The organism is Pseudomonas sp. D2002, from assembly GCF_013385735.1.
Taxonomy (GTDB): Bacteria; Pseudomonadota; Gammaproteobacteria; order Pseudomonadales; family Pseudomonadaceae; genus Aquipseudomonas.
Genome location: NZ_JACAPL010000003.1, coordinates 711940 through 727553, shown reverse-complemented (window position 1 = coordinate 727553; position 15614 = coordinate 711940). Strand labels below are relative to the sequence as shown.

Here is a 15614-nt window from a genome sequence, read left to right as displayed (position 1 = left end):
CGGAGAACAACATGAAGTCGCACACACTGAAGCTCCTGGCCGGCCTGCTGGCCTTGGCGGGGAGCGCGCAGGCCCAGGCAGAAGAGGACATCGAAGGCATGAGCGGGATGCTCAACATTCGTGGGTCCATGCATGAAACCCCGTGCAGCGTGGAGATGACATCGCAGCATCAAACGGTTGACCTGGGCGCCGTCACGGCCGGCCAGTTGCAACGGCCGGGCGATCAGGCCATGCCGGTGACTTTTCAGCTGGGTTTCAGGGACTGCCAGCGCACCGCCGGCAGCATCCGTAATGAACGCACCGGGAACCTGACATGGAGCGCCTTTCAACCTGTGCTCTCGATATCGTTTTTAGCGCCGTCCGATGCCGAAGACACACGGCTGATCAAAGTACAGGGCATCACTGGCATGGGTTTGCGTATGACGGACGCCCTGGGGCGGGATGTACAGCTGGGCTCCAAGGGCGAACCGTTGGTGTTGCCCTTGGGCGACAGCACCCAGACCTGGACGGTTCGGCCCACGCGCACTTCGGCGCCGTTGACCAGCGGGGCATTTCGGGCCGTGGTGGATTTCAGGCTCAATTATGAGTGAGGGCAGCATGAGTGCTAAGTCAACCGGCTCGCGGGCCATTCTTATCGCGGGCGGCCTGCTGTGGGCTGTCAGCCAGGGCGTGCAAGCCGAGACCAGTTTGACCATCCGCGCGGTCATCATCGCGCCGCCGCCGTGTGTGATCAACGGCGGCAGTACCCTGGATGTACCGTTTGGCAACGACCTGCTGACGTCACGGGTGGACGGCGTCAATTACCGTCGGGATGTGCCGTATACCGTCGCGTGCGACGCGCCGTTCAACAACGCAATGAAACTGGAACTCAGGGGCACGGGGGCAGCGTTTGATTCCAAGGTGCTGCTGACCCGCAAGCAGGACCTTGGGGTCAAGCTGTTCGTCAACGGCGCTGATTGGCCCCTGAATACGCCGGTGAATTTTACCTACCCAACCTTTCCAGCGGTGCAGGCGGTGCCAGTCAAGCGCGTGGGCAGCCGGCTGACGGGGGGCGCATTCGATGCCGCCGCCACCCTTGTGATCGATTATCAATGAAGAGGAGCGATCCATGACACGTTGGCAGCAGCGAGCGTTCCTCGCCTTGTGTTCCATCGGCCTGTGCAGCGGTGCGTCGGCCAACCTGACGTTCAGCGGAACATTGAACGAGCCACCGCCTTGCACGATTGATGCGGGCAACACCATTGAAGTGGATTTTGGCGACGTCGGGGTCAAGCGCGTCGACGGCGTGAGATACCGCAAGAGCGTCGGCTACATCATCAGCTGCGGCGCCGACACGCTCCCCTGGGAATTGAAGTTGAGTGTCAACGGCACACCCACGGGGTTTGACGGCGCAGCGGTGCAAACCAATGTGCCGGAGCTGGGCATTCGGATTTTCCAGAACAACGTGCCATTCCCGCTCAATACCCCCATGGACATAAACCTGTCGTCACCGCCGATGTTGGAAGTCGTACCGGTCAAGCAGCTCGGCGCAGTCCTGGCCCCCGCACCGTTTGCGGCGGTGGCCACGCTGTTGGCTGAATACGAGTAGGAGTGAAGTCTATGCGACATGAACTGCTTCATAAGGCCTGGCCCTGGGCTGGCCTGGCATTACTGCTGACCTTCGGCCTGGTGCCCAAGGCCCAGGCGGCGGACAACCTGCGCTTCAAGGGCAACCTGGTTGAAGAGGCCTGCACCGTCCGGCCTGGCGACGAGGCCATCGTCCTCGAACTCTGGGACGTGACCAGCAAGCACCTCTACATCAACACGCGCACCCAGGGGAAGGGCTTCAAGCTGCACCTGCAAGACTGCGACACCACGATTGGCAAGACGGTAACCATCACCCTGGGCGGCACTGAAAGCATCAAGTTGCCTGGGTTGTTCGCCCTCGACGGTGGCAGTGCCGCGACCGGTATCGCGGTGGGTATAGAGACCCTCAACAACAAGCCGTTGCCGGTGAATACCGTCAGTGACGAACAGGTGCTCAGTGATGGCAGCAATGTGATCGAGCTTAAGGCCTATGTGCAGGGCGAGCCGGATGCGATCCGGGATCAGACCATCGGGCCGGGTGCGTACACGGTGAGCTCCACGTTCACCCTCGACTACCCGTAGCGGTAAGCCGTCATTCATCGGCTGGCAACAGCCTTGGACATACTTCAACTCTCTCTTGGTGCTACGGATTGAATATTCGTCAGGCTGCGCCCGGAGAGGGGGCAATGAGAGATCAATATGAAACAACTCTATGGCGCCATCGCGCTTCTCATCTTGATGGCTGTTACGGCGACTGCGCAGGCGGTTGATTGTCGCGTGAATGGCGGGCCGTGGCAGACGGGCAACCCCAATTTATATGTGCCTGTTACTGTCCGCCTGGCCCCGGATCGTACGAGGGTTTTACTGGAAGGTGCACGGCTTGAATGTAAGTTCTCCCAATGGTCGGGGAGCCCCTCCTGGAGGGCGGACTATTGGGCGACCGGTAACTTGTCGGGCACCCCATGGACACCGGGTCCAAAATTCAGCGGCGAAGGCACGGGCTTGCGAATAAACGGCGCGTACCTGAATACGCCGGTCCAGAGCGGGGTATTGGTCGCCACGATGCCGGACAACCTGGCTAGTTACCCCATCAATATCGACCCCTATATTCTGCTGCGTAACTATCCGGCGAACTCCATCGATATTCGAGTCGGGGATAACCTCGGTCTACTGCGTCTGAGCAGTTCGAACAACTACGACGCCACCCGCCCGCAACTGACGGTGACTTACTCCGCCGCCAACAACTTCACCGTGTCGCCGTCAACGTGCACGATCAATAACAACAACCCGATTGATATCAACTTCGGGAACGTCCACCAGCGCGGCATCGGCACTGATCCGCTGACCACCACCATCCGCACCGACCGCAGGCTCACCTATTCCTGCCCGGACGGTGGGGTTAACACGCCGATTACCATCACCTACAAAGGCACGCCGTCATCGTTCGACACACGCCTGCTGGTGATGAGCAACCCGGACGTGGGCACCGCCCTTGTGCGTGCCGGCTCTGCGGTACAGGTCGGCGGTTCGTTCCTGACCCGCATTACCAACAGCGTGGGCGGCGATGATGTGACCTTCACCCTGGTGCGGCGCAATGGTTCGCTACCCGCGGCGGGGCCCATCAATGGCAGCGGTGTACTGGTGATGGGCGTGCCGTGACTCACGCCTCACTCTGCCTGCTGAGCCCCTCCGGGTTCAGCAGCACGCAGTGCTACCCATCCCCTTAAAGAGTGCTTTACACGGCTGTTTTATAAGCTAGAGTGATTGCTCAAGTCTAAGCGCAGTAGAAGTTATTGTGCCCTTTAATATATCTACATCATGGCTTGGTGTGAGGTGTAAGTATGGGATTACAGAAATTTCTTCGGTTAAATAATTCCTGTTTATAAACGTGTAGTCCTGCTCTTACGGTCAATTCCAAAGTTTTGGCAAAAGGCCACCTTTTTCTTTCAAAGATCACACTTTAAACCCACGCCGAGTAGGGACGTGGCTGGCATACCTGTTGGTTGAATTAACGGATTCTAGTGCAGCGTTGCAACACTGAGTTGGCGGGATTAACGCGACTGATGTTAATGCGTTCAGACGCAGCGTTTGTCTCGATCTCGCCGTGCAGCGCCTCAACTAAACGTTAAAAACAGGTATTGACCATGTTCAAGAAACTCGCAGTTTGCCTCCCTCTGGCTGTCGCGGTATTAGGCGCTTCGGCTGCGATGGCCGCCAACGATGCCAGCACCCTCATTAACATCCGCGCCGATATTCCGACCAAGCAGTTCCACGCCCAGCCGCTGGACCCTAACTTCGGTCGTGACGAAGTCATGACCTACAACACGGTGAGCGGCGAGTTGAGCCAGCTGTCCACCGTCTTCACCCTGAAAAACACCGGTGGCTCGATCGATGCCTACCTGCAGGACGGTCCCGCAGCGCTCACCAACGGCTCCGACGCCATCCCACTGACCATCACCCTGGGCGATGTGACGCTCGATGGCACGCCTAAAGAAGTGGCGGCAGACGCCGAGTCCAACCCGGGCCTGCAAAAAACCATGGTGATCAAGGCGGCCAAGCCGACCGACGCACAAACCGGCCGATACGCCACGGTGTCCACTGTGATCTTCGATAACGTGCCGCGCACCGCGCCATGAGTGCAGGTGGCCAATAAGGCCAGCCCTTATTGAACGCGTCAGCCGGCTGCTTTCTGCGGTCGGCTTTCAACCGGTTTGCAGTTTGCCAACAGAGTATTGAGTTCATGTTCCCTTTGAGGCCCCTCGTGGCAGCCATTGCGCTCGCCACCTGTTCGGTCGTTATGGCCGCGCCTGATAACAACTACACCCCGCGCAGTTTGTTGTCTCAGGCTAAAGGTTTGCCGAGCGATTTCGAAGAGCACTTTTTCGATGTGCCGCTGGCGGTACGGGTCGAGCGGGATCAACAGTTCGTGGGCGAAGCGATGATTGTGCTGAGCCGGGATGATCGGCTTACCCTGCTGGAGTTTACCGACCACAGCGACAGCCCGATCAGCGGCACCGAGCGTGACGTTTGGGAGAACTACCTCAAGCCCGGTGTACCGTTGGGGCAATGCACTCAGGGCTGCCCGGAACAGTTGCTGGCGGTGCACTACAACCTGGAAAACTCGCTGGTCTCCATCCTCACCGAAAATGCCGAGCGTGATGCGGCCCCGCAGCAGTTTTACACCCAGCCCGACGGCGGCAGCACCGGGCTGATCATCAACCACCAATTGAACCTCAATGGCGGGCAGAACCAGGACCTGGGCGGGCGTTTCGGCATCGAAACCAGCAGCAGCCTGGGCAACTGGAGCCAGACCCTGAATATGCAACTGGCGCGCCTCGGCGGGCCGGATACCCAGCTTTACCACGCGCTTTATTCGGCCTACGCCCAGCGTGAGTTCGAGGGCCAGTTCTTGCGCCTGGGCTATTTCACCCCCAACGCCGAAGGCTTGAACCGCCAGCCCCGTTCATTCGGCGCGGCGCCGGATGTGGCCGTCGGGGTGATGGTCGGCAGTTCCGACAGCCTGGCGATCAACAACCCCAAGCCGAGCGTTTACCCGATCTACGTCACGTCCAACCGCCAGGGCTCGGTGGAGATCTACCGCAATGGCCTGTTGATCAACACCCAGCCCGTGCCGGCCGGTTTGCAGACGCTGGACACCCGGCCCTTGCCCGGCGGTATCTATGAAGTGGAAGTGCGCCTGATCGAAGACGGCCAGGTCACGTCCACCCGCCAGGAGCTGGTGTACAAGCCCAATAACTGGCGCAACCATGATGAGCGCTGGCGCTACAACCTGTTTGCCGGGCGTGAAAGCACCTTGCTCAACAACTGGGAACAGCGTGACAAGGGCGACATGACCGCCGGTGCCTCGGTTAACTACCTGGCGCACCCGCGCGTGGTACTTGGCCTGTCGGGGCGCCAGGTGCAGGACCGCTTGCAGTTGGGCAGTTCCATCGACTGGAGCCTGGCCCAGAGCGCCAGTGTGTATGCCAACGTCTACCAGACCCGCGACTACGGCACCGGCATGGATGTGCAAGGGCTCTTCAGCTACGGCATGGGCAGCGTGATCGCCAGCCATAACCGCAGCTGGCTCGACACCCGCAACACCTACGAAACCCTGCCCGACGGCACACGCTTGCGCCAGCGCAACACGTTTGTCGGCCAGACCAGCACGTCATCGCTGTCGATCAACCACCGTTTGGGCAACCAGAATTCGGTCAACGCCCGCGTCTCTCACAGTAAGGGCAATGTCGAAGGCGTAGGCCTGGACCTGGGCTGGTCCCGGCACGACACCCTGTTCGGCAGCGATGCCAACTGGCGCCTGTCGGTGTTCGACCGGCCCGCCACGGGCAGCCTCAGCGACAAGCGCAATCGCGGCGTCGACCTGACCCTCAACCTGGCCCTCGGCGGCCCAGGGGAAAGCTGGTCCGGCAGCATCGGTTCGCGCACCGCGCGCGAAGGCCAGCGCGATAACAACGCCTCGCTGACCTACCGCAAAGAGCTCAAGGATCACGCCCTGCAAAACGTCTCGGTCACCGCCCTGACCGATGTCTACGGCGTGGGCCTGTCGAGCATGACCAGCTTCGCCACCGATACCCTGGCGGGTGATGCCTTTGCCCAGCGCTCGTCCTATAACGGCGATTTGACCGGCGGCCTCAACCTCAACAACACCCTCGCGGTGGGCGCGCAAAAGATGGTCCTGACCAGCCAGTACCACGGCAGCGGCTCGGGAATGATCATTGACGTGGAAACCGATATGGAGGGCGTTGCCCTGCGTGCCGATGACATGACCGGCTCCAGCATGCCACTGCGGCCCGGGCGTAACTTCGTGCCCATCACCGCCTACAAGAGCAGCTCGGTGGCCTTCGACTTCGAGGGCAATCACCCACCGGCCGCCACTATCCAGCCGGCGCGCACCGCTTACCACCTGAACAAGGGCGGGGTCGGCTACCGCAAGATCAGCGTGATGAAAACCGTGACCGTACTCGGTCGCCTGGTCGACCCGCAGGGCCGCCCGCTCAAGGGCCACCACATCATCAACCACGCCAGCCGTGGGGTCAGCGAAGTGGATGGGTTTTTCTCGATGGAAATGAACGCCGGCTCACCGACCCTGGAAGTGCGCCGTGGCACCGAGTTGCTGTGCCAGTTCCGTCTCGACCCGAGCAAGGCGCGCAGCGAAAACGATGTGCTGATGATCGGTGATCTGCGCTGCACCCAAGACACCCTGGCCGACGCGCTGGTGGTGCCGCCAGCGGCGGGTTGAAGGGGTTGAAAAGGGCAGGTGGCCCGCGCCCCTGCGTCAGTTATTCGATGAGGTTCACCGCAATGAAACGAGTATTGGCAATGATGGGTTTTTGCCTGTTGGCCCACGGGGTTCAGGCAGGTCCGAGCATTAACGTCGGGGTGGTGTATGACTACTTGGATGGCGACAAAAGCACCTATCTCAAACGCATTTTCAACGGCGGCACCAGCACCGCTTTTGTGAAGGTCGAGATTCTGGAAATCGTCTACGACGCGCAAGGCGCGGCCAGGGAAATACCCCTCCAGTCCCAGCCCGACAGCAGCGCCCGTGACGGCTTGATCGCCAGCCCCGCCCGGCTGATCGTGCCGGCCAACGGCATGCAGGGCACGCGCCTGGTCTACCTGGGCGAGCGCGACCGCGAGCGTTACTTCCGGGTGCGCTACATCCCGGTGATGCCCGAAAAGGAGGACGCGTTCGCGGTGTCCGAGGAAGAACGCGCGGCCTACCAAAACACCTTGCAAGCCGGCGTCAGCGTGCTGGCCGGTTACGGCACGGTGTTTTTTGTGCGACCCAAGGACACCCGCTTCGACACCCGTATTGAAAACGGCGGTGCCCACTACACCCTGCGCAATAGCGGCAACAGTGTGATCGAGGTGGATGAGTTCAAAAACTGCGTGGCCGGCAAGCCGAATGACTGCCACCCCACCACCAAGAACCACGTGTTGCCGGGGCGCGTTTTTTCCTTCGACAAGCAAGCCGGTCGCGAATACCGCTTCAAGCTCGTAGAAGGTGCGGCCCGCAAAGACTATGTGGTGAAAGGGTGAACCGTTCGATGCCGCAGTGGCGGTTGTCGGCGGTGCTGTTGTTGTGTGGGTTGGCGCTGCTGAGTTTTCCCGCCATCGCCGCCCGTGAAGAAGCGGTGTTCCACGTCTCGGTCAAGGTGCCCACCAGCGACTTTTTTGTGCTGGCGCTCAACCCTGGCTTTCTCGAGCGCGAGCAGGTCATGCACTACAACCTGGTGACCGGAAACCTTAGCCCGTTGCGTGAACCCTTTGATGTGAAGAACGTGCTGGGCGGTATCAATGCGCGCCTGGGTTTTGCGCCGGTGCTGTCCAACGGCACTGACGTGATTGCCCTGCAAGTGACCTTCAATGGCCACCGCCTGGACGTGGTCGACACCCTCGTGGTGCCGGAGGACGAAGCCAAGGTAGGCAAGCGCGTGCCACTGGTGATTGCCGCTGAGCCGCCGCCCGTGGACGGCTACCTGCCCGGCTAGTACTACGGCAGCGTGCAGATTATTTTTGATGCGCTCAGGCCTTGATGCCGCCGACTCGATGGATGAGTAATAGAAATGAACCTCAAGACATTCAAGCAAAAGGCCGTGGCCGCCGGTTTGGCGAGTGCGTTGTGGGCTGTAGCGGCAAGCGCAGAAACTCAGCAGATCACCGCCAGTTTCAGGCCGGACCCCACGAATGTGACGGCCAACAAGTTCACGAACACCACGCCCCAAAGCTCGATTTGCGCAGGGCATATCCCGGCCCAATGCAAGGCGTTGGGTATTTTCAGCCTGCGCTTTATCAACTTCGTAGCCAGTTCCCAGGCGCCCATCGTGGCCAACCATGCGGACCCACGAGCCGGGGCCTATTTCAAGGTGCCTTCATCGTTCAGGGACGTGGAGGTGCGCAATACCACAACCGGAGAACTGGAAACCGTGCAGGTGCGAATTGCCGGGCTCGGGGCACTCTGGTCGTTGCCCAGGCCGCCTGGTGTTTCTGCATGGACGCAGCCGGGGGCCAATTGGGACACCCAATGGCGGCGCGCGCCAAGCCCCTGCGTCAGCACCGGGCATCTGGCAGCATCCGCCTCTTATGCCTCATTTTTCTGGGTCGTACCCAAAGATGCCGGGGCGTGTAACCGTGTACCGTCGTCTGACATTGCGTGGCTCAACTATTACACCCTGGAGTACGCCTACGAACTCGTCACCCCCAACCCCTTGGGCATGGCGTCCGGGCAATACGTGGGCAGCATGACGTACACCGTCGGCGGCGCGGGGGCGGACTTTGACTTTGGCGATAATATGATCCCCACCGGTGATAGTTCGCTCATCCTGGATTTCACCCTGGACGTCGACCATATCCTCAAGGTCGACGTGCCGCCCGGTGGCACCCTTATCGAACTGGTGCCCCAGGGCGGCTGGCAAGCGTGGCTGAACCAGGGCCGCAAACCGACGCGGTTATTCAAGGACCAGACCGTCAACCTGTACGCCTCTTCGCGCTTCAAGATGAGCCTCGATTGCCAGTACGCCGAGGCCGACAATACCTGTCGGATTCTCGATAGCGTATCCGGTGAGTCGGTGCCGGTGAACGTCAGTGTCAGCCTGCCCCACGGCATTACCGACCCGGCCGGGCGCCCGGTCAACCGCCGACCGTTGCGCCGCGATGGCGTGGGCACCGAGCTGTTCCAGCCGACCTTTTATGTGGACCGCAAGCCCAGCACCCTGCATTTCGAGATCGAGCGGGACGAAGTGGAAAAGATGCTCAAGGTGGGTGAGTCGCGGGATTATTCAGGCAACATCACGGTGATCTGGGATTCGGAAGTTTAGTGCCGATACACCTCGGCCCCACGCGTGCAAGCGGTTCAGGCAGCCGCGCCAGCACACCCGGGCTGCCCATGAGTGGCAGCGCGAGGCAGCTGCGCACTTTCGTCGCCAAGGCGTCAAAAGTGCTGTGGGACGTGCTGAACGCCTGCTCGATATCCGCCTGTTGCTGGTCGAGCAGGGCGTGCAGGCAGGCACTGAATACCGGCCCGGTGATCGGCGTATATCGCAGGTATTGCCCGTCGCGTAACGTCTCACTGGCCTGGGCGCGATGGCGTTGAGCAACGTTGGCGAGCAGCAGGGTTTTGTCGTCGCCGCTCACCAGACGGCGGCGCAAGACATTCTCCATGGCGGAGAAGTGCTCGAATATCTCAACCCCGAATTGCGGCGTATAAAGCACTGCCGGCCGCGCCCCATGCAGGTGCTCGGTCAGTATGAAGCAGCCGTTGAGCGGCGTGGACCCGTCAGGCGACGCTGTTGAATACAGGCTAATGCCGACGGTTTGCGGTGGCGTGGCGTTGTTCGAGGTTTCATGGAGTATCCGATTCTCGATCAAGTGCCGGCCCTCGGTCAGCGTCTTCAGGCGCGCCTTGACGCTGGCGACGGCTGTTAGCGCCGCAGCATCGCCAGGCCTGTTCTCCTGGGCCCGCTCAGCCAGGGCGAGCTGTTGCCGGGCATCCAGCAATTGCAGGTCCGCCTCAAGCGCAAACATCACCCGCTGCTGTTGGCTTACAGCCTCCAGCACGCTCAGGGCGCCGGTGCTGGCGTGGGGCGCTGACCAGAATGCCGCGAGCGCCTGCAAGTACAGGCTCAGGCTGTCGTGCCCCTGTGTCGACGTGCTGTCGTAAACGTACTCGTTGAGAAACACCGAATCAGGGTTCAGCGCACTGAATGCCTGGCGTAACTGAGCGTCCATCACCGTCGCCAAGTCCGGTTGTGCATCCAGCAGATGCTCAATGGCGGTGATACAGGTCAGTAACGGGCGGAGCATTTCCTCGGCAGTGGGCAGTGGGGGTAAAGGCATGGTTTGGGTTCCCTGTGGCGATAGAGGTAACCGTGCAGTGCGGGCACCACACGCGAATGCCCACACTAATCACCTCCAGCAAAGCCACAGGAATACATAACCACTACAGGTCGTAAATTAGACGCCGGCGATCACCATGGCCTGGCGAGTCAGGCGTCGGCTCAGTTCCTTCTCATCCTCAAAGCCGGGGAGAAACAGGCTCCCGTATAACTCGTCGCTCATGGGTTCGCCGGTCAAGAATTGCTCAGGGGCCACGTTCAACTTGTCGGCCAGCTCGACGACGCGCTGGCGCAGTTGCGCGCCGGTGGCCTGGTTTTTTTGTTCTGCCGGCAGTTGCTCATGGGCGGCCAAGGCGTTTTGCGCCAGGCGCAAGCTTTCGATCGTTTCACCCACCTGTCTGTGCGCGTCTTCGATCTGGTCGTAGTCGTCGGCATGGAGGTTGCGCAAATAGTCGCTCCAGAAGTACTGCTCAAGCATTTGGTCCACCAGCCCTTCGTCCTGTTCTTCCTCGATCACTTTGTTGTAGGCACTGACCAATTGCCCTGCATCGACTTGAGCGGTGGTGCGGTAAAGCATGTGATCGGCCAGCCAGGGCAGATCCAGGCGTGCCTTCAGGCCGGTCTGGTAGGCGCCGTACACCTCGACTTCATCCAGGGTGCCCGGTTCGCCATTGACCACATCGGTGGTCAGCCGCAACGGCGGGCCTGCACTGCCGTCATCATTGAGTGTGGGCGTGGCCAGGCGCCTCTGGATATCCCGATTGGCGATATGGTTGACCTTGTCCAGCCGCGCCTTTTGTTTGGCCAGCAGCACCAGTGCATTGGTCCGCGCTTGCACAGTGGGCTTGACCCAGGCCTCCAGTTTCAGCACCTCAAAGCCCATGGCGTTGAACAGTTGAGCGCCGGCATCGGCGCATTGGGCCGGTGCGGCGGCGAGGTTGAACAGTGCGGTACGGGTTTCTTCATCACTGTCGGCAGCGCGCAACAGGCGCAATACGTTTTGGCGCAAGTGGGTAAGGTTCTGTTGATAGCGCACCAGGTCCGCCGGGTCCTGGACGACCTCGGGGGCCGGTGCTTGCTGGCTTTTTATCACCTCGAAAAAGCCCTGGGAGCCGTGCGCCTGTTCCAGTTCATCCCAGACTTCCTGCCAGCCTTGACGCAGCACAGGCGCCAGGTGGCCGAGCCAGAACTGGCTGTCCTCAGCGCCTCGCGGGGGGTAGGTGCGGTAAGGGTCCAGGCCGGCGGCGCGGCGGTAACTCACGACGCGGTCCTCAGCATCGCGCTCCAGCTTGTGGCGGTCCAGGCGTGTGCGGGCGATCAGTTCCGCCGACGCGGACCCCGGCTCGACGATGGGCACCTGGCGGATAGGCGTATTCAGCAAGTTGAGGTGGAAAGCCTGATTGCGGGGCAGCTCGAAGAGGCCTTCGGGCCATTGGCTGATGCGCGTGTTATTGAGCATCAGTACCTGCAATGCGGGCATACGGCTGATGTTGGGTGGCAGGCTCAGGTGTGGATTGTGCGAGAGGATAAGCACCCGCAAACGCTGTAGGTTTTGCAGCTGCTCCAACTGCTGTGAGGTCCAGTGGATGGGGTTTTCCGCCAGCCCCAAGTGCCTGAGCCGAGGCATGCCCGCTATGGCGTCCGGCAGTTTCCTGAGGCGCCTGCCGGTGATATCCAGGCTGCGCAGGTTGGGAAAGTTGTGCAGGAACGGGCTGTCGGCGTCGGTAAATTCGGTATCGGTCAAATTGATGCTGGTGACGTGGCTCAACTTGGTGTTGAGCTGAGGGAAGTTCTGTAAAAAGCCGTGGATGATTTCTCCGCGCAGGTCCAGCTCGCTGCCCAGTTGCCGGGTGCCGGTGTCGGTTTCGTACCCCTTGGCCGATTGCTCCCAACTTTCCCTGATGTGCTTGATCATGCGCTTTCTGAATAACTGTTCCGGCAGCGATGGCCGTAGGTGCCGGCTGCCGGCGGCGGGGAGTTGCCGCCATGTTTTGAGTTCTTTGAGCAGGTTTTTTTTCTGGGTTTCGAGTTCGAGTAACAGGCGTTGGCCATCGGCGGTGTTCAGGGAATGGGCGTAGGCCGTCACGTCTTCTTCGGTCAGTGTCGGATACAGCTCTTTGAGCCGTTCCTCGACGCTGGTACGGCCTATGCGCTGGCGCAGGGCGCTGAACATGGGTTTTTGCAGCAAGCGCACGGTCTCTCGGCGCGGCTCGGCGAAGATCGGCGGTTCGGCCAGCAAGGTACGACGTTCGCTCGGTGGTTGCAGGGTTTGCTTGAGCCACTGGCGCAACGCCTCGCCTTGGCCGGGCGCGAAGCCCAGCGTGTCGGCGGGCACGGCGTGCAGCACGGCCTCATATAAATCCCAGGTGGCCTCTGGGTCTGCCCCGTGCAGCGCATACCGCCCTGGCGCGGTGCGTATCAGCAGGGTTTCGGTGGCCGCATCATCCGGGCCGACACGGCAGCGCAATTGCCCGCTAGCCAGTTGCTCATGGATGCTCAGGCGTTGATTGCCGAAGGCGTCACTGTGGATTCTCAGGGCATTGAGCAGCAGGCGTTCGGTGTCGGGTGTCGGTGCATCACCCTGGTAAAAGCCTTCATAGGCGTGGGTGGCTCGCGCTTCGAATTGCAGCTCCCGCGCCTGATGCCTCAGGCGTACCGACAGGCGCTGTTGTTCGTCCATGAGCCGCACCTCGGCGGGGCGTACCTGGGCCAATATCGTTTGGGCCAGGTGGTCGGGCAGGTCAGGGAATTGGCGTTGCAGCAGTAAACCATGGGCGCTTTTTGACTGGCGTTTGAAGCTATACAGATGCTCGAAAATGTCGTCCTTGCGCGATGCCACATAGCGGCTCAGGTGTTCTCGCAGTGCCTGTGCCCGCGTGTTGGGGTCGACGGGCAATGGCTCGCCGAGCAAGCCTGTGAGTTCGCTTTCGTCGAGGAAGCCCACCACGCGCTGGGCCAGCCGGCCTGCCAGCAAGTCTTCACGGCTGATGGACAGGGTCGCATCCGCCGCTGCGCCATGCACGATCGGCTCGCCGCTCAGGTCAGGCGCCTCGAACACGGCGATGGCTTTGCCGCTGGGCCAGCCGTCCATGCGCGTGACCATATCGGCCGACCAGTAGGCGGCTTCACCGTTACCGGCAGGCGACTCGCTGAGGGTCTCGATGTGTTGGCGCAGTTCGAAGCGATCCAGGGTGTCGGCCAGCAGCGGTGGCGGTGCCTGGTTTTCGACGTACATTCGCCTCAGCTCGCCGGGTTCGGTGCCGCTGATGTCGCGCACCTGTTGCAGGCGTGCGTCGGGCCAGGTGGCGGTGGTCGGGCTCACGCGCCGCAACAGTTGCGACGCGTCCCAGGTCCGGGGTTCTTCACCTTCGAGCACCGCCGCGCCGCGACCGTTAAGCACCACTGCGGGGCGATAGGCGTCGGGCCGTTGTGGATGGATGACCCGGTGCTGGCCGCTGTTGGCGTCCTGGCTGACGGCGTAGTGCTTGTTGCAAAGGCGCAGGATTGTTTTGCCGTCGTGCTGATGAAAGCCCTGGGCGTCGGGTTTCGCGCCTGGGGGCAAGGTCACGGCGGTTTGCTCATAAGGGCTCAAGTCCGCATGCCATAACCGTTGTTTGCCATCGGCCAGGGTCACCGGCTTCAGCCCTTCGACAAACGCCGACAACTGGACGTGCGCCAGTTGCCCAGCGGCGCCGAAGGCGATCAGTTGCAGCACGTTTTCGGTCACCCCGACCACATGTTCAATCGCTTCCAGCCCCAAGCCTTCGGCCCAGTCCAACAGGCCTTCACACACTTCGTCGGCGAGTTGGTAAGCGGTATAGGCCAGCATCAGCTCGCCCAAAAACGGCACGAAAGGGGTCACGACCAGCAACGCAGCATTGAGAATGTCCGCGAAGATCTTCTCCAGGTTGTCCCACCAGGCCCAGCGTGCCATGCGGTCGGCGTAGGCCGTGGGCACGGCCAGTTCACGCGCATCGTTGAGGATTTTATTGAGTTTGCGCGGGTACATATGTTCCCACAGCGCCGTGCGGATACGCGTCGCGCGAAACTGCAGTTGGGGGCTGTCCAGCGCCGTTTCGCGCCAGCTCGGCAGTGGGTCGCCGGGCACATGCGCGTGCCACTTCACCGCGCTCAGGCGCGCGCCCATCTGGCTGAAGAAATGCCCCTGGTATTGATGCTCGACAAACCGGCTGAAGAATTTCTGGTAGTCCGGCTGGCGCAGCTGGCGGGTCAGCGTCTGCATGAACGCCACTGTCGAGGCGTAGCGCTTGAGCGGGTGCTGCGGGTCATCCGGCACATAGGCGATGACGTGCAGCGGTTGGCGGTGTTGCTCCAGGTCGGCGGCGATCAACACGACGCCGGTCAAGGTCGCGTCCAACAGGCTCAGGTCATGGCAGTGCGCGGCCTTGCCGTCGAGTGTCAGCCCCTGGCGGCCTTCGATCAGGTGGGTGATCAGTTGATGGTCCTGTGGCTGGATATCGCCTTTCATCAGCGCCATCTGCGCCGCGACTTTGAGGGCCGCCAGCTGGTTGGCGGTCACACGGGCACGCAGCACGCCGTCCACCACCGGCTCGGTGCGGCCCAGGTAAAGTTCAAGGTGCGTTTGATACTGCGCACCGATGTCGAGGCTGCGCACCAGGTTTTTGAACTGCTGGATCGACAGTGTGTTGTTGAGCCTCAGCACATCGAAACGGCCCGAAGCGTCGGGCCGCGTGATGAATTGCGAGTCGGCGGTGAACACCTCGCTGTCGGCGAAGTTGTGCAACGCCGCGTCCAGCAGCGACACCGTGCGGCTTTGCACGCCGCCGCTGAGGTTCTTGACCCACCACGCTTGCTTGGCCGGCGCATAGAGCCGCAAGCAGGTGCGCTGCACATCCACGTCGAGGTTGTAGTGCCGTTTCAGCGCGGCTTTTAACAAGGGCTCGGCAAACCCTTTGAGGTCGGTGACCGGGGTCAGTTTCTGGTCGACCAGCGTTTGGGTTTTCCAGTGTTCGGCTATCGCGGTTTTCAACAGCTGGTGCTGCTGGGGCGAGGCGCTTTTGTACCAGGCCGGAAGGCTTTTCCGGCTGGTTTTCAAGGCGTTGATGCGTGAGGTTGAGACTGTTTTTATCCAGTCGGGCAAGGCGTCCCGGATCAGTTCGTAGTGCGGGCTTTGAGCTTCGAGGGACGTGGTAGCAAGTGTCGTCATGA

The 15614-nt window shown here is 61.2% G+C and carries 12 protein-coding genes; 10 read left to right on the top strand and 2 right to left on the bottom strand.

What is annotated here, in order from left to right; genetic code table 11:
• Positions 1-11 precede the first annotated feature (11 nt).
• The 10 genes from HX783_RS06640 to HX783_RS06595 all read left to right on the top strand — a co-directional run bounded on the left by HX783_RS06640 (position 12) and on the right by HX783_RS06595 (position 9407).
• Positions 12-590 (top strand): fimbrial protein, encoded by a 579-nt coding sequence (locus tag HX783_RS06640; RefSeq protein WP_159954448.1) that lies wholly within the window; start codon positions 12-14, stop codon positions 588-590.
• Between the two features lie 7 nt (positions 591-597).
• A complete protein-coding gene (locus HX783_RS06635) occupies positions 598-1095 on the top strand; it encodes a fimbrial protein (protein ID WP_237235729.1) in 498 nt (165 codons plus the stop codon).
• A 13-nt stretch (positions 1096-1108) separates the two neighbouring features.
• On the top strand, positions 1109-1588 hold the full coding sequence (locus tag HX783_RS06630) for a fimbrial protein (RefSeq protein ID WP_159954450.1): 480 nt from the start codon (positions 1109-1111) through the stop codon (positions 1586-1588).
• 11 nt (positions 1589-1599) lie between these two features.
• Positions 1600-2148 (top strand): fimbrial protein, encoded by a 549-nt coding sequence (locus tag HX783_RS06625; RefSeq protein WP_159954451.1) that lies wholly within the window; start codon positions 1600-1602, stop codon positions 2146-2148.
• Between the two features lie 117 nt (positions 2149-2265).
• Positions 2266-3225 (top strand): fimbrial protein, encoded by a 960-nt coding sequence (locus tag HX783_RS06620; RefSeq protein WP_177016366.1) that lies wholly within the window; start codon positions 2266-2268, stop codon positions 3223-3225.
• A gap of 485 nt (positions 3226-3710) precedes the next feature.
• Entirely contained in the window at positions 3711-4202 is a 492-nt protein-coding gene (locus tag HX783_RS06615; RefSeq protein ID WP_177016365.1) for a CS1 type fimbrial major subunit, read from the top strand.
• A gap of 104 nt (positions 4203-4306) precedes the next feature.
• Positions 4307-6826 carry a TcfC E-set like domain-containing protein gene (locus tag HX783_RS06610; RefSeq protein ID WP_177016364.1) on the top strand — a complete coding sequence of 840 codons (2520 nt, stop codon included), beginning with the start codon at positions 4307-4309 and terminating at the stop codon, positions 6824-6826.
• 62 nt (positions 6827-6888) lie between these two features.
• Positions 6889-7629, top strand: a complete 741-nt coding sequence (locus HX783_RS06605) for a molecular chaperone (protein WP_177016363.1) — start codon at positions 6889-6891, stop codon at positions 7627-7629.
• Entirely contained in the window at positions 7626-8081 is a 456-nt protein-coding gene (locus HX783_RS06600; RefSeq protein WP_371317659.1) for an adhesin, read from the top strand. Before HX783_RS06605 ends, HX783_RS06600 begins: the two co-directional genes overlap by 4 nt.
• Before the next feature lie 75 nt (positions 8082-8156).
• The gene (locus HX783_RS06595) at positions 8157-9407 is read left to right on the top strand and encodes a hypothetical protein (RefSeq protein WP_177016362.1); all 1251 of its coding nucleotides are present in this window, start codon (positions 8157-8159) and stop codon (positions 9405-9407) included.
• Here the strand turns inward: HX783_RS06595 and HX783_RS06590 are convergent.
• Positions 9379-10425, bottom strand: a complete 1047-nt coding sequence (locus tag HX783_RS06590; protein ID WP_177016361.1) for a hypothetical protein — start codon at positions 10423-10425, stop codon at positions 9379-9381. The genes HX783_RS06595 and HX783_RS06590 overlap by 29 nt on opposite strands.
• Before the next feature lie 117 nt (positions 10426-10542).
• Positions 10543-15612, bottom strand: a complete 5070-nt coding sequence (locus HX783_RS06585) for a dermonecrotic toxin domain-containing protein (protein ID WP_177016360.1) — start codon at positions 15610-15612, stop codon at positions 10543-10545.
• Positions 15613-15614: the final 2 nt, after the last annotated feature.

Excerpts from the sequence above, each read along its gene's own strand:
- HX783_RS06640 (WP_159954448.1), top strand. The coding sequence starts at position 12 with ATGAAGTCGCACACACTGAAGCTCCTGGCCGGCCTGCTGGCCTTGGCG.
- HX783_RS06635 (WP_237235729.1), top strand. The coding sequence starts at position 598 with ATGAGTGCTAAGTCAACCGGCTCGCGGGCCATTCTTATCGCGGGCGGC.
- HX783_RS06630 (WP_159954450.1), top strand. The coding sequence starts at position 1,109 with ATGACACGTTGGCAGCAGCGAGCGTTCCTCGCCTTGTGTTCCATCGGC.
- HX783_RS06625 (WP_159954451.1), top strand. The coding sequence starts at position 1,600 with ATGCGACATGAACTGCTTCATAAGGCCTGGCCCTGGGCTGGCCTGGCA.
- HX783_RS06620 (WP_177016366.1), top strand. The coding sequence starts at position 2,266 with ATGAAACAACTCTATGGCGCCATCGCGCTTCTCATCTTGATGGCTGTT.
- HX783_RS06615 (WP_177016365.1), top strand. The coding sequence starts at position 3,711 with ATGTTCAAGAAACTCGCAGTTTGCCTCCCTCTGGCTGTCGCGGTATTA.
- HX783_RS06610 (WP_177016364.1), top strand. The coding sequence starts at position 4,307 with ATGTTCCCTTTGAGGCCCCTCGTGGCAGCCATTGCGCTCGCCACCTGT.
- HX783_RS06605 (WP_177016363.1), top strand. The coding sequence starts at position 6,889 with ATGAAACGAGTATTGGCAATGATGGGTTTTTGCCTGTTGGCCCACGGG.
- HX783_RS06595 (WP_177016362.1), top strand. The coding sequence starts at position 8,157 with ATGAACCTCAAGACATTCAAGCAAAAGGCCGTGGCCGCCGGTTTGGCG.
- HX783_RS06590 (WP_177016361.1), bottom strand. The coding sequence starts at position 10,425 with ATGCCTTTACCCCCACTGCCCACTGCCGAGGAAATGCTCCGCCCGTTA.
- HX783_RS06585 (WP_177016360.1), bottom strand. The coding sequence starts at position 15,612 with ATGACGACACTTGCTACCACGTCCCTCGAAGCTCAAAGCCCGCACTAC.